At 65.7% G+C, this 16,062-nt stretch carries 16 protein-coding genes; 8 read left to right on the forward strand and 8 right to left on the reverse strand.

Annotated elements, in window-relative coordinates:
* Positions 1-293 precede the first annotated feature (293 nt).
* The 3 genes from RTX79_RS04965 to RTX79_RS04975 all read left to right on the forward strand — a co-directional run bounded on the left by RTX79_RS04965 (position 294) and on the right by RTX79_RS04975 (position 4,822).
* Positions 294-3,317, forward strand: a complete 3,024-nt coding sequence (locus RTX79_RS04965) for a fused MFS/spermidine synthase (RefSeq protein ID WP_312682346.1) — start codon at positions 294-296, stop codon at positions 3,315-3,317.
* A gap of 807 nt (positions 3,318-4,124) precedes the next feature.
* On the forward strand, positions 4,125-4,538 hold the full coding sequence (locus RTX79_RS04970; protein ID WP_312682347.1) for a hypothetical protein: 414 nt from the start codon (positions 4,125-4,127) through the stop codon (positions 4,536-4,538).
* Positions 4,535-4,822: a hypothetical protein gene (locus tag RTX79_RS04975; protein ID WP_312682349.1), complete on the forward strand. Its 288-nt coding sequence runs from the start codon at positions 4,535-4,537 to the stop codon at positions 4,820-4,822. The genes RTX79_RS04970 and RTX79_RS04975 overlap by 4 nt, the downstream gene beginning before the upstream one ends.
* 163 nt (positions 4,823-4,985) lie before the next feature.
* On the opposite strand, the gene RTX79_RS04980 is transcribed toward RTX79_RS04975, so the two are convergent.
* Positions 4,986-5,417, reverse strand: a complete 432-nt coding sequence (locus RTX79_RS04980; protein WP_312682351.1) for a type II toxin-antitoxin system HicB family antitoxin — start codon at positions 5,415-5,417, stop codon at positions 4,986-4,988.
* Positions 5,417-5,596, reverse strand: a complete 180-nt coding sequence (locus tag RTX79_RS18280; protein ID WP_428695958.1) for a type II toxin-antitoxin system HicA family toxin — start codon at positions 5,594-5,596, stop codon at positions 5,417-5,419. Before RTX79_RS18280 ends, RTX79_RS04980 begins: the two co-directional genes overlap by 1 nt.
* 313 nt (positions 5,597-5,909) lie before the next feature.
* Here RTX79_RS18280 and pilB point away from each other — a divergent pair, with 313 nt between their 5' ends.
* Both pilB and RTX79_RS04990 read left to right on the forward strand, forming a co-directional pair.
* Entirely contained in the window at positions 5,910-7,634 is a 1,725-nt protein-coding gene (gene pilB / locus RTX79_RS04985; protein WP_312682353.1) for a type IV-A pilus assembly ATPase PilB, read from the forward strand.
* 154 nt (positions 7,635-7,788) lie between these two features.
* On the forward strand, positions 7,789-8,496 hold the full coding sequence (locus tag RTX79_RS04990) for a YitT family protein (protein WP_057508238.1): 708 nt from the start codon (positions 7,789-7,791) through the stop codon (positions 8,494-8,496).
* 60 nt (positions 8,497-8,556) lie between these two features.
* Here the strand turns inward: RTX79_RS04990 and RTX79_RS04995 are convergent, their stop codons facing one another.
* Complete coding sequence (locus RTX79_RS04995; protein WP_312682357.1) at positions 8,557-9,093, reverse strand: DNA-3-methyladenine glycosylase I; 537 nt, start codon at positions 9,091-9,093, stop codon at positions 8,557-8,559.
* Positions 9,090-10,883, reverse strand: coding sequence for a DUF4153 domain-containing protein (locus RTX79_RS05000; protein WP_312682358.1), 1,794 nt, complete (start codon positions 10,881-10,883; stop codon positions 9,090-9,092). The genes RTX79_RS04995 and RTX79_RS05000 overlap by 4 nt, the downstream gene beginning before the upstream one ends.
* Positions 10,884-10,959: 76 nt before the next feature.
* Here RTX79_RS05000 and RTX79_RS05005 point away from each other — a divergent pair, with 76 nt between their 5' ends.
* Genes RTX79_RS05005 through RTX79_RS05015 form a run of 3 tightly spaced genes read left to right on the forward strand, consistent with a single transcriptional unit; the run spans position 10,960 to position 12,955 of the window.
* Positions 10,960-11,526: a YqgE/AlgH family protein gene (locus RTX79_RS05005; protein WP_057508241.1), complete on the forward strand. Its 567-nt coding sequence runs from the start codon at positions 10,960-10,962 to the stop codon at positions 11,524-11,526.
* Positions 11,519-11,986: a Holliday junction resolvase RuvX gene (gene ruvX, locus RTX79_RS05010; RefSeq protein ID WP_042614628.1), complete on the forward strand. Its 468-nt coding sequence runs from the start codon at positions 11,519-11,521 to the stop codon at positions 11,984-11,986. Before RTX79_RS05005 ends, ruvX begins: the two co-directional genes overlap by 8 nt.
* An 18-nt stretch (positions 11,987-12,004) precedes the next feature.
* A complete protein-coding gene (locus RTX79_RS05015; protein WP_057508242.1) occupies positions 12,005-12,955 on the forward strand; it encodes an aspartate carbamoyltransferase catalytic subunit in 951 nt (316 codons plus the stop codon).
* A 22-nt stretch (positions 12,956-12,977) separates the two neighbouring features.
* On the opposite strand, the gene RTX79_RS05020 is transcribed toward RTX79_RS05015, so the two are convergent.
* The 4 genes from RTX79_RS05020 to mgtE all read right to left on the reverse strand — a co-directional run bounded on the left by RTX79_RS05020 (position 12,978) and on the right by mgtE (position 16,045).
* On the reverse strand, positions 12,978-13,430 hold the full coding sequence (locus RTX79_RS05020) for an REP-associated tyrosine transposase (protein WP_312682362.1): 453 nt from the start codon (positions 13,428-13,430) through the stop codon (positions 12,978-12,980).
* Positions 13,431-13,533: 103 nt separating this feature from the next.
* Positions 13,534-14,334, reverse strand: coding sequence for a prolyl oligopeptidase family serine peptidase (locus RTX79_RS05025; protein ID WP_312682364.1), 801 nt, complete (start codon positions 14,332-14,334; stop codon positions 13,534-13,536).
* Between the two features lie 70 nt (positions 14,335-14,404).
* Entirely contained in the window at positions 14,405-14,671 is a 267-nt protein-coding gene (locus RTX79_RS05030; protein WP_312682366.1) for a hypothetical protein, read from the reverse strand.
* A gap of 12 nt (positions 14,672-14,683) precedes the next feature.
* Complete coding sequence (gene mgtE / locus RTX79_RS05035) at positions 14,684-16,045, reverse strand: magnesium transporter (RefSeq protein WP_057508243.1); 1,362 nt, start codon at positions 16,043-16,045, stop codon at positions 14,684-14,686.
* Between the last annotated feature and the right edge of the window lie 17 nt (positions 16,046-16,062).

Raw genomic sequence — 16,062 nt, forward strand, 5'->3', positions numbered from 1 at the left:
GGTGGCTCATCGAGTTTTTCTTGGACATTCATCTCTGTCCCCCGTTGAAATTTCGGCGCTGGCTAATTTTATCCTGCCTATTTTCTGAGATAGGCAGTGTGCGTGTATCTTTTGGCTCGTGCTGATGTTCTGGATATTGCTCCCCCGCAAAGTGGCTTTGCATACGCTTCCGCATATATTTCGGCTGGCACGAGTTGAATATTCGGATTCAGATGGGTATTCTCAATGTTATTGGGACGTTGATAGGTTTAGATTCGGGTGCCGTCTTGCGGTCAGAATAAATGTGGGAAATATTGAAAAGCTTGCAGGGTAGGGCAATCTACCTCCTCCCCATCTTCATCCTCTCCGGCTTCGCAGGCCTGATCTACCAGTCCCTGTGGAGCCAGTACCTCGGCCTGTTCCTCGGCCACTCATCCCATGCCCAGTCCCTGGTCCTGATGCTCTTCATGGGCGGCATGGCCATCGGCGCATGGTGGGCCAGCCGCCGCAGCACCAACTGGCGCTACCCGCTGCTGGCCTACGCGGCCATCGAACTACTGATCGGGCTGCTCGGCCTCGCCTTCGACGGGATCTTCCAAGGCGTCACCGGCTGGGCCTACGCGCACCTGCTCCCTGGGCTCGAAGGGCAGGGCGCCACGGCATTGCGCTGGGGGCTGGCCACGGTGCTGGTGCTGCCGCAATGCATCCTGTTGGGCGCCACTTTCCCGCTGATGAGCGCCGGTTACCTGCGGGTGCAGCCACAGGCGCAGGGGGAAGTGCTTGCTGGTCTGTACTTCGCCAACAGCATCGGCGCGGCGGCTGGCGCGCTGGCGTCCACGTATCTGTTGTTGCCGGCGCTCGGGCTGCCGGGCGCGGTGATGGTGGCCGGGGCGCTTAATGTGCTGGTGGCTGTGCTGATCTATCCGCTGGCGCGCGCGGGTGCGCCGGGTGGCGGTCCGTCTGAGAATCCAACGGTTCCGGGTGGAGCGGGTCGCACGGACCGTACGGTTGCCGCAGTGCTCTGCATTGCGCTGCTTACCGGCGCCAGCTCGTTTGTCTACGAAATCACCTGGGTGCGCATGCTGTCGCTTGCGCTGGGCACCACGTTGCATTCCTTTGAGTTGATGCTCGCTGCGTTCATTGCCGGCATTGCGTTTGGCGGGCTGTGGCTGCGCCATCGCGCGGACCGTATGGCCTCGCCGTTGCGCGCAGCCGGGTGGGTGCAGGTGCTGATGGGGCTGGCCGCCTTGGCGTCAATGTTTGTGTATGCGCAGGCATTCGAATGGGTCGGTTGGCTGATGCGCGTCATCGTGCGCAGTGCCGAAGGCTACGGGTTGTACAGCGTGGCCAGTGCGGTGATTGCGGTGCTGGTGATGTTTCCGGCTGCGTTCTTTGCGGGCATGACGCTGCCGTTGTTGACGCTGGCGCTGTTGCGGCAGGGGCGCGGCGAGAGGGTCATCGGCCAGGTGTATGCGTTCAATACGGTGGGCGCGATTGTCGGTGTTCTGGCGGCGGTGCATGTGCTGATGCCGGTGTTGGGGCTGAAGTGCGCGCTGCTGGTGGCGGCGGTGGTGGATGTGGGATTGGGGGTATGGTTGTTGTGGCCGGGTGGGGTTGTGGGATCAAGAGCGCGGCGACCTGAGGTCGTCAGCTACCGCGGCGCCGCACTCGCTGTGGGCCTTGGAGTTGCCGGCGTAATCGCGGCGGTGGCGCTGGTGCGCTTTGATCCGCTGGTGCTGAGTTCTTCGGTCTACCGGCATGGCGGGGCGCGCTTGCATGACAGCGCGAAGATGCTGTTCTTCAAGGACGGGCAGACCGCTACGGTGTCGGTGTTCGAGACCGATCGCGGGGCCGGGCCCGTGCGCTCCATCGCCACCAACGGCAAGGTGGATGCGGGCATGACGGTCAGCGTGGACCAGGAGCCCAGCGGTGATGAGTCCACCATGGTGCTGCTCGGCGCGTTGCCGCTGGCGCTCGGCCATGGCTTCGAGCGGGTGGGGGTGATCGGCTTCGGATCCGGCCTGACCACGCATACCCTGCTCGGCGATCCGCGTGTCGGCCAGGTGGATACGGTGGAGATCGAGCCGGCCATGGTGGAGGGCGCGCGTCTGTTCGGCGACCGCGTGAGCCGCGCCTACGACGATCCGCGTTCGCACATCGTCATCGATGACGCGAAGGCGCATTTCGCCGGCAGCGGGCGCCGCTATGACCTGATCATCTCCGAACCCTCCAATCCGTGGGTGGGCGGCACCGCGTCGTTGTTCAGCGATGAGTTCTACGCGTTCGTGCCGGGCCAGCTCAACGAGGGTGGGCTGTTCGTGCAATGGTTGCAGCTGTACGAAATCACCCCGGAACTGGTGTCATCCGTACTGGACGGACTGGTCGATCATTTCAGCGATGTACGTGCTTACTTGGCCAACGATTCAGACCTGATCATCGTGGCCACGCCGAAGGGGAAACTGCCTGAACTCAATGCGGGTGTGTTCGAACATCCGGCGCTGCGTGCGGAGCTGGCGCGGGTGGGTGTGCACGGCATGGATGACCTGCGCGATACCTACGCGATGGGCGATGCCGCGCTGCGCGCTTACCCGGCACTTTATCCTTCGCCGCGGCATTCCGATTACCACCCGATCCTGACCCTGCGCGCACCCATCGCTCGCTTCCAGCAGGGGTATGTGGGGGACGTGGAATCGATCATGACGGCGCCTTGGCCGCTCACCCGTGCATGGGGAGGGCCGGAGCCGCGCGTCCCCCCGGCGGGGGGCGCCCAGCTGAACCTGCAGGTGCTACAGCGTCGCAGCACTGCGTATCTGTTGTCGCAGCGGCTGCAGCACGGCGCGGACCTGCCCGGCGGTGGCGACCATGCGTTGGCCGATGCGCTGCGTTCACTGGGTGCGCGTTGTGAGCTGGAAATCACCCCGTTGGAAACGGCCGGGCTGGTGTTCTTTCTGGCCGGTGAAACGGTGCCGTTCCTGGCGCCTGCCGAGCGCGAGGCGATGTGGGTGCGGCCGACGTGGCGCCCGTGTCCGCTGCGCGATGCCACGGTGATCGATGCGCTGGCGCTGGTGTCCGCGGCGGCCACGGACGATCACGCGCAGGTTCTTGAAAGCGGCCAGCGCCTGTTGGAAGGCCCGCACAGTGTTGGCCTGCTTGCCGATGCGCGGTCGGGTTATTACCTGTTCGGGGCGATGCAGTACGCGGCGTGGGCCAGTGGCGATACGGCGCTGGCGCGGGCATTGTCGGATCGCTACTGGAACTCGCTTGGTACCGATGCGCGGGCCAGTGGGCGGTTGAGGTTGCTGACCTATATGGCCGCGCTGGGAAAGCAAGAGCGGTAGCGCCGAGCCGTGCTCGGCGAGCGCAGTGGCAGAGGCCAGGAGCTGACGGCCAGCGGCCGTCACCTACCAGAGCAGGAGCTGACGGCCAGCGGCCGTCACTACCGTGCAGCAGGTAGCGCCGAGCCGTGCTCGGCGAGCGCAGTGGCAAGGGCAAAGGCGTGACGACCAACGGTCGTCACCCACCCGGGCAGGAGCTGACGGCCAGCGGCCGTAACTACCGTGGGGCAGGTAGCGCCGAGCCGTGCTCGGCGAGCGCAGCGGCAAGGGCAAAAGCGTGACGACCAACGGTCGTCACCCACCCGGGCAGATGCTGACGGCCAGCGGTCGTCACCCAGCAGAGCAGGAGCTGAAGGGCAGCGGCCGTCACTACCGTAGAGCAGGTAGGTGTCGAGCTTGCTCGACACAACGGGAGGGGTGTGTCGCGGTGGGCGTGGCATCGCTCCGGTGCGAGCACGCGGAACCAATTCGAGATGCGTGCGACCCCCGTGCTGAGCGCTTGGTCTATCGGGCGTCACTTTTGCAGTTTCGCCCATGTACGCAAGGGCTTGCGGCTGATGGTATGGACACGCTGGCGACGAAGAGCGTCAGCCGGGATTGCCATCCTGCAAGAATCAAGCTTTTTTGCCTCTGTTTTGCCCTCTGGGCACGGCGGAGAATGCGCTGCATCGCGTGTCGGTCTCATGGCGGGCGATGTGGGGGATCCCTGATCCGCCGGGCTTTTTTGCTTGATTCTCCGGTATGGCAACCCGCATCGCCCGCCACCCCGCGCTTTGGCGCAGGTGGCCTCAAGCCGTGTGAGGTACGCCGATGAAAGCGCATTACCCCCTTGCCGCCAAGCGGTTGTACGCCCTGATGGGCGACAAGATGCTCGACTTGCCACCGTACTTCATCGAACGCCTGGAGCGGCGGCTGGAAGCGTTTGAAACATCACGCAGCAACAAGCACGTGGTGGTGCCTTTGCGCCTGATTTCAGACATCGATTGCGAGGCCGCCGCCGCTGACGACAGCCCGGCAGAACCTCAACGCGCCGCGCTGATCGCTGTTCCCGTTCGCACCCTGCAGGCGTTGGCATCGATCTTCGAAATCCTGCACGCGGTGCATCTGGGCAAACGGGATGTGCAGTCAGAAGGCTGCGTCACCAGCCTGATGGTGGAGGGTCTGATCCTGTCCGGGCGCGACCTGGTGCGGTCATCGGCCGATGCCATGTGGAGCCAGCAATGACGCCCCACGAGCGTGCCAATGCCCGCGTGGCCAACCCTCGCGCCGCCGAGACGGCCGAGTATCTGGATGCCCGCCTGCACATGGCCAATTATGAAGAATCCACCTTCGCCCGCTCGCTGCTGCTGGCGGCCGAACTGCATGGGATCGAGCATGCGGCGCGCGAGTGCGGGCTGAGCGATGAAGCCATGCGCCGACAGTTGAATGGCACCCGTCCCCTGTACTGCGACAGCGTGCTGGGCGTGATGCGTGCGCTGGGTGTGCGGCTGCGGGTCGAGGTGGTTTGAGGTGGTGGGGCAGAACCATGGCGGCGGCGCCATGGCTGCGTGTAGCGCTCAGCCCGTGCTGAGCGTTCTGCGGCTCTGGAAGTGAACAAGCGCACGTTCAAAACCTGATATTGAACGCGGTCCGCAGTGCAGCAGGGGCGCGGGCGTCCCGCGCCTCACGAAGTCAGCGATGCGGGGACTGCTTGGAGCGCCCTGGATTGCTACCAGCCACACCGCCCAACTCATGTTCCGCGGCCAGAGCCAGATACGCCGATCGGGACATACGCCGCTGCGCCGCTGCTTCATCGATCCGGCCCACCAGGTACTCTGGCAGGCTGATGTTCAAGCGTACTGCTTTCGTGCTGAGCTTGGACAGGTCGACATCAATCAGCATCCAGAAGCCACCGGTGTATTCGTCGCTCTGGCTGTAGCGATCCAGTGGCGATGCAGGTCCAGGGCCGGCTGATTCGCCCTCATACATGGCCTCTACTGCCTCTTGCACCATGCGCGGAATATCGGCCGCTTCATCGGCCGCGGAGAAGACGCCAGGAAGATCAGGAATGGTTATGCCGTAGGCGGCGCCTGGCTCGTGGTGGACGTAAACGGGATAGAACATCAGGTCCTCCATCCGGCTTGCCGGTAGATGCTTTTGACAGTGCCCAGAGGCAGGTCCTTCTTCGGGTGAGGAAGAACCACAACGCGGTGCCCCTTGCGAAGCTTGTGATGGCTGCCGCGCGTGGATACCAGCTCGAATCCGTCGGCGAGTAGGTGCTTGAGCAGCGTGCGGCTTTGCATGGGCGTATTAGCCCAGATGCGCTCTGGCTACACAAGTCTACACAACAATTTTGCAGAAATCCTCAAGCCGCGTACGGGGGCCGGCTGCGTGACGATTACCGCAAGCAACGCTGACCGGCGGCGTTGTCTGCCCGACGTTGGTTCGTGAAGCCGTCAACGAGACGCGTTGCCGACCAAGCTCGACACTACGTTGAGCGCGGTGAAACCGGCGCTCTCAGGGTAAGATGGTGACTGCTGCAGGGGGAGCCAGCAGCGGACCAATATGCAGCTGTACGGGGCGGGATGCGCCGGGCGGCACACAATGAGGAACCGCATGAACGCAGTCGCCACCGCAAATCTCGTCGGCATCACCGGTATTGCCCGTCGGCTGGTCCAGGACGGTGCGCTGGATGAAGCCGGCGCGCGCGACGCGATGGCCAAGGCGACCGCCGCGCGGTTGCCGCTGCCGCAGTGGTTCGCGCAGAACAAGGTCGTCACCGCCGCCCAGCTGGCCGCCGCCAATTCGCTCGAATTCGGCATGCCGCTGTTCGATGTCGGCGTGTTCGATGCCAACCAGAGCGCGATCAAGCTGGTTAGCGAAGAGCTGCTGCGCAAGCACCACGTGCTGCCGCTGTTCAAGCGCGGCGGCAAGCTGTACGTGGGCACCAGCGACCCGACCCATTCGCTGGATGAAATCAAGTTCCACACCAACCTGGTGGTGGAACCGATCCTGGTGGATGAAGACCAGATACGCCGCACGCTGGAACAATGGCAGACCAGCCACGATTCGATGTCCTCGCAGATGGGCGACGACGACGAGGGCATGGCCAATCTGGAAATCGGTACCGACGACGACAACAACGCCGGCGATTCGGGTATCGATGCCAAGGGCGATGACACCCCGGTGGTGAAGTTCGTCAACAAGGTGCTGGTGGATGCGATCCGCAAGGGCGCCTCGGATATCCATTTTGAGCCCTACGAAGACGACTACCGCGTGCGCCTGCGCATCGACGGCCTGCTGAAGATGGTGGCGCGTGCGCCGGTGAAATTGAACCAGCGCATCGCGGCGCGCCTGAAGGTCATGGCGCAGCTGGATATCGCCGAAAAGCGCGTGCCGCAGGATGGACGCATCAAGCTCAACCTGAGCAAGACCAAGCAGATCGACTTCCGCGTCAGCACCCTGCCGACGCTGTTTGGCGAGAAGGTGGTGCTGCGTATCCTGGATGGCAGCGCGGCCAAGCTGGGCATCGACAAGCTCGGCTACGAAGCGGACCAGGAAAAGCTGTTCAAGGAAGCCATCCACAAGCCTTACGGCATGGTGCTGGTGACTGGCCCGACCGGTTCGGGCAAGACCGTTTCGCTGTATACCGCGCTGGGCATCCTGAACGATGAAACGCGCAATATCTCCACTGCCGAAGACCCGGTGGAAATCCGCCTGCCCGGCGTCAACCAGGTGCAGCAGAACAACAAGCGCGGCATGACCTTCGCCGCGGCGCTGCGTTCGTTCCTGCGACAGGATCCGGACATCATCATGGTCGGCGAAATCCGCGACCTGGAAACCGCCGAGATCGCGATCAAGGCCGCGCAGACCGGCCACATGGTGCTGTCCACGCTGCATACCAACGATGCGCCGCAGACCATCGCGCGCCTGATGAACATGGGCATCGCGCCGTACAACATCACCAGTTCGGTGACGCTGGTGATCGCCCAGCGCCTGGCGCGCCGGTTGTGCAACAACTGCAAGCGCCGCACTGATCTGCCGGCCCACGCGCTGCTGGCCGAAGGCTTCACCCAGGCCCAGCTGGATGCGGGAATCGAGCTGTATGAAGCCGTTGGCTGCGATGAATGCACCGAAGGCTACAAGGGCCGCACCGGTATCTACCAGGTGATGCCGATGACCGATGAGATTTCCACGATCATCCTGGCCGGTGGCAATGCGCTGCAGATTGCCGACGCCGCCCAGGCGATCGGGGTAAATGACCTGCGCCAGTCAGCGCTGGTGAAGGCCAGCAAGGGCGTGACCAGCCTGGCCGAGATCAACCGGGTGACCAAGGACTGACGACCTGACGGCCGCCGGATCACGGTAGTGACGGCCGCTGGCCGTCATTTTGTGAATTTGACGGCCAGCGGCCGTCACTACCGTGAATGATTTCACCTGCAACTGTCATCGGGATCGTGTCTAATACGACTCCCCACCGCGACACCCCACGCTCATGTCCCTCCAATCCCATGGCCCCGCGCCGTGCGACGACGCTGACGGCCACCTCGTCACCGCTGGCCCGCTGACGCCGCCGCCGGATAGCGCCGGCACCCCGCAGGACGACCGCGCGCTGCGCCATTCCCACGCCGAAGACGTGCAGGGCATGGTGCTGGCCACGCTGGTGGCGTCGCTCGGCCTGGCCATCTTCGCCAAGGGCGGGCTGATGATCGGCGGCATGGCCGGGCTGGCCTTCCTGATCCATTACGCCGCCGGCTGGAACTTCGGCCTGGTGTTCGTGCTGGTCAACCTGCCGTTCTACTGGGTGGGCGTGCGCCGGATGGGCTGGGAGTTCACCCTGAAGACCTTCGCGGCGGTCACCGCCTGCGGGATCCTGACCGACCTGCTGCCGCGCTGGGCGGATTTTGCCCATATCGCGCCGTTGTATTCGGCGCTGGTGGGCGGCGCGCTGGCCGGCCTGGGCATTTTGTTCTTCATCCGCCACCGCGCCAGCCTGGGCGGGATCGGCATCCTGGCGGTCTACCTGCAGCGCACGCGTGGCTGGAGCGCCGGCAAGGTGCAGATGAGCTTCGATGCGATGCTGATGCTGGTGGCGTTCAGCGTGCTGTCGCCCATCCAGGTGATGTATTCGGCCATCGGCGCGGTGGTGCTCAGCCTGGTGCTGATGTTCAACCACCGCCCGGGCCGGTACATGGGCGTCTGACGCAATCATCGGGCACGAAACCTGACGGCCAGCGGCCGTCACTACCGGGCGGGTGGGCCGTCACTTTCGGGACCACGCCGGCTTCAGTTTCAGGATCCGCTTCTGCACCGGGCAGTCATCGGCGTGGGCGCCTTTGAGGTAACCCAGGCTCATCAGGAATTCGCCGGTGATTTCCCCGCCGGTAAACCGGAAGGTCTTCTTGAACAGCTTCACCCAGCCGGCCTTGTCCAGCGGGTGGTGCGCATCCAGCCATCCGGCGAAGCTGCCGTGGCTGGCGCGCAGGCCCTGGATGACCTGCGCATTGTGGATGGCGGCCAGCACCTTCAACCGGTTGCGGATGATGCTGGCGTCGCCCAGCAGGCGGTCGATATCCGGCTGCGCATAGGCGGCCACGGTATCCACGTCGAAGCCATCGTAGGCGCGACGGAAGCCTTCGCGCTTCTTCAGGATGGTTTCCCAGCTCAGCCCGGCCTGGTTGATTTCCAGCACCAGGCGTTCGAACAGTTCGGCTTCGGCGCGCTGCGGGAATCCATATTCATGGTCGTGGTAATGGCCGTGGACCGGATGGCCTGGGGCGATGCTGCAGTATCCGCTCATGGTGTCTCCCGGGGTTCCTTGGACAGGTTGCCGATGCTGGACGGGGCGCCGTCGTCCAGCGAAATTTCCGGCCAGCGCGGTGCTTTCAGGGTCAGCCTGCCGGCGCGCACGGCGTCGTGGATGCGTGCGGTTTCCGATGCCGAATCGCCGCGCGGGAAGCCGTACGACCCCACCGTCCACCAGCCGCGCACACCCAGCGCGTGAAGCTGGCAGTACGCCCCGGATCCCTGCATCAACCCGCACAGCAGCACGTCGGGCTGGCCGTCGCCGTCGAAATCGCGGGTCGTGGCGACACAGCGTGAATCGGCATCCAGGCAGCTGCCGGTCTCCACCTTGCGGGCGACCATCGCGTCCCACCAGCTGTCCGGCGGGGTGGCCGAACCGTCGGCGAGCACGAGCCGCTTGCGCAGCACCGCCAGGTCACGGATGCCATCGTCGATCGCGCGCTCGCCGCCGCCCCAGTAGGCCGTGCGCGCCAGGGCCTGGGCCGCCACGCTGGCAGCCCGCGCATCGGCGCTGAAACGGGCATCGCGCTGCATCCCGCGCAGTGCCGCCACGCCGCGCCGGCCCAGGTCGAAGCGCAGCAGCATCGCATCGGCGGTGGTGATGCCATCGGGGTGGGCCAACAGCCGTGCCTGCTGGCTTGCGACGGTGATCCGCACCGGATCGATCAGCGGCGAACTGGCCAGCAGCGCCGCGCCCAGCACCACCCAGCACATCAATCGGTTGGTCGCTTCCAGTGGCTGCAGCCAGCGTCCGCGGCTAAACGGGGCGCGCGCATAGCCCAGCGTATAACCGGTGACCAGCACCGCGATCAGCAACGCCCAGAAACGGTCCAGGGTCCAGCCGTACTGGCCGATGCGCAGCCACACCGCGTACAGCGCCAGCACGGACAGCACCGGCAGCGCCAGCAGGCTGGCTTCCACCAGCCGGCGCAGCCAGCGCGGGTAGGGCGGCTGGTCGTTGTCATGCTGGTACACCGCGTTGGTGAAGGTGACCAGCAGCAGCGCCAGCACCAGCAGCAGCGAGGCGGCCGAGCGGGTTTCCCACAGCGGCTGCAATCCCGTGAACGGCAGGCTCAGGGTGAAGATGACGGTGATGAAGGACAGCAGCGGCAGCAGCCCCCGGCACACCGCGAACAGCACCTGTCGGGTGATCTGGATGGCGCGTTGCTGGGTGCGCCCGATCAGGATGCCGAAGCCGGCCAACGTGCCGGTGGCGAGCGCGATGAAGGCATCTTCGCGGAACAGTTCGGTGAAGAAGGTGATCTTCAGCAGCCCGAACAGGGACGCCCACAACCACAGCAGCATCCAGGTCAGGCCGGTGAACAGCAGCGCCAGTGCCAGGGTCAGGCCGTTCTGCCAGGCGCGTTCGAACAGCGCATCGTAGCTGGCCCGCCAGTGGCCGTGCTGCAGGCGGTGCTGCCACCACGGCAGGCTGATGAAGGTGGCGATCGCCATCGCCAGCGAGAACGGCAGGCGCAGCGGCTCCGAGCGCAGGCCTGCTTCCCCGTCCAGGTTCCAGCCGATCCAGCTGGCCAGCCCCAGCACCACCACCGAAGCCAGCAGCGCGTGCAGCCACAGCCGGCGATCACGCAGGTCCACCACGGTCAGGGCGATCGCGCTGGGCACGGTGAGCACCCAGGCGTACCAGCGATAGCGCGAACCGACATCGTGCAGTGGCCAGCTGCCGTCGAGCTGCTGCGCCAGGTACAGCAGCAGGCCCTGCAGCAGGGCGATCAACACGATGGCACTTCGGGTGGACGGCGGCAGCGTCGTGCTGGTGGACATCGCAGGCTCCTTGCTGGGTGGTCGCCATCCTACCGTCTCACGCGCCTGCACACGGCCCAGCGGGTAGAATGCAGCCATGTCCGAGATTTCGACTTCCCTTGCCCATCACCTGCTGGTCGCGCTGCCCTCGCTGGCCGACGAGCCCTTCGCCCGCAGCGTCGCGCTGATCTGCCAGCACGACCAGAACGGATCCATGGGCGTACTGGTGAACCAGCCCTCCGACTACACCATCGGTGAAGTCCTGGCGCAGATGGACATCGCCACCGAAGACGACGAACTGCGCCAGCGACCGGTGCTCAACGGGGGACCGGTGCACCCCGAACGCGGCTTCGTCATCCATGACGATGCGCGTCCGTGGGAGTCCAGCCTGCTGGTCGGCGAAGGCGTGTACCTGACCACCTCGCGCGACATCCTGGAAGCGATGGCACGCGGCGAAGGGCCGGCCAATGCGCTGGTCACGCTGGGCTGCGCCGGATGGGGCGAAGGCCAGCTGGAAGGCGAACTGGCCGACAACAGCTGGCTCACCGTACCGGCCGACGCCGACCTGCTGTTCCGCACCCCGTACGAGCAGCGCTGGCAGGGTGCGGCCGCGCGCATCGGCGTGGACCTGTTCCGGCTGACCGATTACAGCGGCCATGTCTGAGCCTGCGGCCATCCGCCGCGACGGCACCGTGCTCGGCTTCGATGTCGGTTCGCGCCGCATCGGCGTGGCCATCGGCAGTGCCTTCGCCGCCCATGGGCGCGCGGTGGCGGTGATCGACGTGCACGGCAGCGGCCCGGACTGGGGCGCGGTGGAGCGGTTGATCAAAGAATGGAGCCCGGACGGCCTGGTGGTGGGCGATCCGCTCACCCTGGACGGCCAGGACCAGCCCAACCGCAAGCGCGCGCAGGGCTTTGCCCGCCAGCTGCGGGAACGTTTCAAACTGCCGGTGGCGATGATCGACGAGCGCTCCAGTTCGGTCGAAGCCGCGCGCCGGTTTGCCGTCGAGCGCGCCGAAGGGCGCAAGCGCCGCCGCGATGCCGCCGCCCTGGATGCGGTGGCCGCTGCGGTGATCATCGACCGCTGGCTGTCTTCACCGGACGACGCCACCCCCATTCCCTGACCTGCCGACCGCCTGCCCATGACTGCCTCGCAACTCGATTCATCCGGACGCCTGCGCCACCTGCTCACCCTGCAGGGCCTGCCACGCGAGACCCTGCTGCAGTTGCTGGACCGGGCCGGCCAGATCCGCGACGCGGCGGTCGGCCGGGTCGGCAACAAGCGCGCGGTGCTGGCCGGTTCGGCGGTGTGCACGCTGTTCTTCGAACCGTCCACGCGTACCCGCAGTTCGTTCCAGCTGGCCGCCCAGCGGCTGGGCGCGGACGTGCTGAACTTCGATGCGTCCACCTCGTCCACCCGCAAGGGGGAAACCGCGACCGATACGCTGCGCAACCTGGAAGCGATGGGCGTGCGCGGCTTCGTGGTGCGCCATCCCGATGATGGGGCGGTGGCCGCGCTGGCTGCTGCGGCGGGCGAGGGCACCGCGTTGATCAACGCCGGCGACGGCCGCAGTTCGCACCCCACCCAGGGCCTGCTGGACATGCTGACCCTGCGCCAGGCCAAGGGCAGTGATTTTTCGAAGATGAAGGTGGTGATCGTCGGCGACGTGAAGCATTCGCGCGTGGCCCGCACCGACCTGCACGCGCTGCGCACGCTGGGCGTGGGCGAGATCCGCGTGTGCGGCCCGCAGTCGCTGCTGCCCGACGATGACACGCTGAAGGGCTGCGTGGTCGGCCAGGATTTCGACGAGATGCTGGAAGGCGCCGATGCGCTGATGATGCTGCGCCTGCAGCGCGAGCGCATGGAAGAAGGCCTGGTGCCGTCGCTGGAGCAGTATCACCAGCAGTACGGCCTGCACGCCGCCCGCCTGGCCCGCGCCGGCAAGGACGCCGCCGTGCTGCACCCCGGCCCGATCAACCGCGGCGTGGAAGTCACCGATGAAGTGGCCGACGGCCCGCAATCGTGGGTGCTGCGCCAGGTCGCCAACGGCGTCGCCGTGCGCATGGCCGTCCTGGAAACCCTGCTCGGCTGAAGGTAGTGACGGCCGCTGGCCGTCAATCCAATCCCCAAACGCACCACGCAAACGGATACTCCCCGATTGCACACGCCAGCCCGGCACGCACCGGGTTGGCGAGGATATACATCGCCTGCCGCTGCAGTGATTCTTCTGCCCTCACCGCGTGGTCGAAATACCCCGCCTGCCACACGCGGCCTTGCCTGCTGCCCAGCCGATTGAGTGCAAGCGCACTTGATGACTTCACACGTCGGGCGAGGTGGGCAAGCGTTCCAGACTTCAGTTGCAGCATCCAGTGCATGTGGTCCGGCATCACCACCCAGGCAAGCGAGCAGACGTGTCCGAGCGTCTCCATTTCATGGAACTGCGTGATCACGAAGTCGGGGGACGCTTTTGTCAGGAACCTGCGTTGTCGCGCGTGGCACGTAGTACTCAGGACGTACACCTGCCCGGGAATGGATCGGCGTCCGCGATTCAACTGTTCGCTGCTCATGTCCCATCGTGCGATGGGTAGACGCGCGTTGGAGTAAGGGGAGCGGGCAGATGCGGGTCAGCGGATGCTGCGTTGACGGCCAGCGGCCGTCACTACCGTGGGGTCAGCGCTTCTGCGCGAACAACCAGGTCCACATCGCGGTGTCGGCATAGGTGGCGTCCCAGGCGTTGTGGTTGCCATCGGGATACTCGGTGTAGCGCGCATCTGCCGCGCCGGCGGCCTTGAACGCGGCATGCAGCCTGCGGTCGTCGCGGGGCAGCACAACGTCATCCTGCGCACCATGGAACATCCAGATCGGCACGTTCTTCAGGCGCTGGGCCAGCGCGGTGTACGGATCTGCTTCGTTGGCGACGGCGGCGACGAACAGGGTCTGGCGTTCTTCGCGCGGCGCGATCACCGCCCCGCATACCGGCACGATGGCAGCGAACCGGTCCGGCGCGGAAAGCGCGATGTTCCAGCTGCCATAGCCGCCCATCGACATGCCGGTCAGGTACTGCCGCGACGGGTCAGCGGAAAACTCGGCCAGCGTCGCGTCCAGCGCCGCCAAGGCGATGCGGTTGTTCAGGCCATCCCATTCCTGGTGGTTGGGCACCTGCGGCAGCACCACCAGTGCCGGGAACGTGCTGGCATGTTCCCGAAGGTAGGGGCCGATGCCCGCCTTGGTCTGCTTCATGCCATCACGACCACGCTCACCGGACCCATGCAGGAACAGCACCACCGGCAACGGTCCGGCAGCGCGCAGGGCATCGGCGGGGACGAACACCTGGTAGCGGGAGACGTGGCCGTCCACGGTGACGCTGCGCGATTCAAATCGCCCCGCCGTGGGGTCTGGCGTGGTGGCGCAGCCGGCCAGCGACATCAGCAGGGTGGCGGCAACGGTGAGGCGCAGCAGCAGGCGATACATGGGAGCTCCCGGCAGGATGGAAACGGTTCCATCCTAGCGGTCCGGGCGACCCGCAGCATCGTGCAGCGCATCAGTCCGGTCGCGGGAAGCTGGCGATGATCTCCAGCTGCTGCTGGGCTTCCTCATTGCCCGACGCGGCGGCGGCCTGCACCTGATCGATATCCGGATGGACCACGATCAGCAGCGGATTCTCGCAGACCGGGCAGTCGTACTCGGTCACGTCCTCGGCCAGCTCCATCACCATCGCGCGCGAGCTGCCTTTCCACTCACAGGCTGCGCAGGTGTGCTGCTGGTCGCGCCATCCGGGCTGGAAATAGTTGTCTACGGTGGTGGCCATGGTCGGTACCGGTCAGTGCAGCAGGATGAGGGTGGCCAGGCCGAGGAAACTGAAGAAGCCCATGACATCGGTCACCGCGGTCACCACCACGGTACCGGCCACGGCCGGGTCCACGTTCATGCGCTTGAGCATCAGCGGCAACAGCACGCCGGCCAGTGCGGCGGCACAGAAGTTGATCATCAACGCCAGCGTGATGACGATCGAAAGCAGCCAGCTGTGGAACCAGACGAAGGCGATCAGACCGACCAGCAGGCCGATCAGGGTGCCGTTGATCATCGCCACCCGCAGTTCTTTCCACAGCAGGATCTTGGCATTGCTGGGGCCGACCTGGCCGAGCGCGATACCGCGCACCATCAGGGTCAGCACCTGCACCGCGGCATTGCCGCCGACGCCGGCGACGATCGGCATCAGTACCGCCAGCGCGACCACTTTCTGCAGGGTCAGTTCGAACTGGCCGATCACGCTGGCGGCCAGGAAGGCGGTGCACAGGTTGATGCCCAGCCAGACCACGCGGCCGCGCACGGCGCGCTTGATCGGCGAGAACAGATCTTCTTCTTCGTCCAGGCCGGCCGCGCCGAGCGCCTGGTGCTCGGCCTGCGAACGGATGATATCCACCACGTCATCGATGGTGATGCGGCCGAGCAGGATGTTGTTGTCATCCACCACCGGCGCGGATACCCAGTCATGATCGGAGAACTGGCGCGCCACTTCATCGGCACTCTCGCCGACGTCGATGGCCGGCTGCTCGTCATCGATCAACCGGTTGATCGGCGTGGTGTCTTCGTGGGTCACGAGTGCCGCCAGCGAAAGTCGCCCCAGGTACTGATGCCGGCGGCTGACCACGAACAGGTGATCGGTGTGGTCGGGCAGTTCGCCGCGCAGGCGCAGGTAGCGCAGCACCACGTCGACATTGACGTCGGCGCGCACGGTCACCACGTCCGGGTTCATCAGGCGGCCGGCGCTGTCCTCGGGATAGGACAGCACCTGCTCCAGCCGTTCGCGGTTTTCGCGGTCCATCGACTTGAGGACTTCGTCGATGACGGTGTCCGGCAGGTCTTCGACCAGATCAGCAAGGTCATCGATGTCCAGGTCTTCGACCGCGGCGATGATCTCGTCCGGGTCCATGTCCGCCAGCAGGCTTTCACGTACCTCGTCGCCGACGTGGACCAGCACCTCGCCGTCGTCTTCCGGGTCCACCAGGCCCCACACCACTTCGCGCTTGCCAGGCGGCAGCGATTCGAGCAGGTTGCCGATCTCGGCCGGGGCCAGCGTATTGACCAGGCGACGCACCGGACCCAGCCGACCGCTGTCCAGCGCATCGGAAAGCAGGCGCAGTTGGCGCGCGGTCTTGTCGTGGCGAACGGCCTCGGCCATCGGAACTCCCGCAGGAA

The sequence above is a fragment of the Stenotrophomonas chelatiphaga genome, from assembly GCF_032054965.1.
Lineage (GTDB): Bacteria > Pseudomonadota > Gammaproteobacteria > Xanthomonadales > Xanthomonadaceae > Stenotrophomonas > Stenotrophomonas chelatiphaga.

Bases quoted from the DNA above. Each gene is read 5' to 3' on its own strand.
- RTX79_RS04970 (WP_312682347.1), top strand. From the start codon at position 4,125: ATGAAAGCGCATTACCCCCTTGCCGCCAAGCGGTTGTACGCCCTGATG.
- RTX79_RS04975 (WP_312682349.1), top strand. From the start codon at position 4,535: ATGACGCCCCACGAGCGTGCCAATGCCCGCGTGGCCAACCCTCGCGCC.
- RTX79_RS04980 (WP_312682351.1), bottom strand. From the start codon at position 5,417: ATGTTCTATCCCGTTTACGTCCACCACGAGCCAGGCGCCGCCTACGGC.
- RTX79_RS18280 (WP_428695958.1), bottom strand. From the start codon at position 5,596: ATGCAAAGCCGCACGCTGCTCAAGCACCTACTCGCCGACGGATTCGAG.
- pilB (WP_312682353.1), top strand. From the start codon at position 5,910: ATGAACGCAGTCGCCACCGCAAATCTCGTCGGCATCACCGGTATTGCC.
- RTX79_RS04990 (WP_057508238.1), top strand. From the start codon at position 7,789: ATGTCCCTCCAATCCCATGGCCCCGCGCCGTGCGACGACGCTGACGGC.
- RTX79_RS04995 (WP_312682357.1), bottom strand. From the start codon at position 9,093: ATGAGCGGATACTGCAGCATCGCCCCAGGCCATCCGGTCCACGGCCAT.
- RTX79_RS05000 (WP_312682358.1), bottom strand. From the start codon at position 10,883: ATGTCCACCAGCACGACGCTGCCGCCGTCCACCCGAAGTGCCATCGTG.
- RTX79_RS05005 (WP_057508241.1), top strand. From the start codon at position 10,960: ATGTCCGAGATTTCGACTTCCCTTGCCCATCACCTGCTGGTCGCGCTG.
- ruvX (WP_042614628.1), top strand. From the start codon at position 11,519: ATGTCTGAGCCTGCGGCCATCCGCCGCGACGGCACCGTGCTCGGCTTC.
- RTX79_RS05015 (WP_057508242.1), top strand. From the start codon at position 12,005: ATGACTGCCTCGCAACTCGATTCATCCGGACGCCTGCGCCACCTGCTC.
- RTX79_RS05020 (WP_312682362.1), bottom strand. From the start codon at position 13,430: ATGAGCAGCGAACAGTTGAATCGCGGACGCCGATCCATTCCCGGGCAG.
- RTX79_RS05025 (WP_312682364.1), bottom strand. From the start codon at position 14,334: ATGTATCGCCTGCTGCTGCGCCTCACCGTTGCCGCCACCCTGCTGATG.
- RTX79_RS05030 (WP_312682366.1), bottom strand. From the start codon at position 14,671: ATGGCCACCACCGTAGACAACTATTTCCAGCCCGGATGGCGCGACCAG.
- mgtE (WP_057508243.1), bottom strand. From the start codon at position 16,045: ATGGCCGAGGCCGTTCGCCACGACAAGACCGCGCGCCAACTGCGCCTG.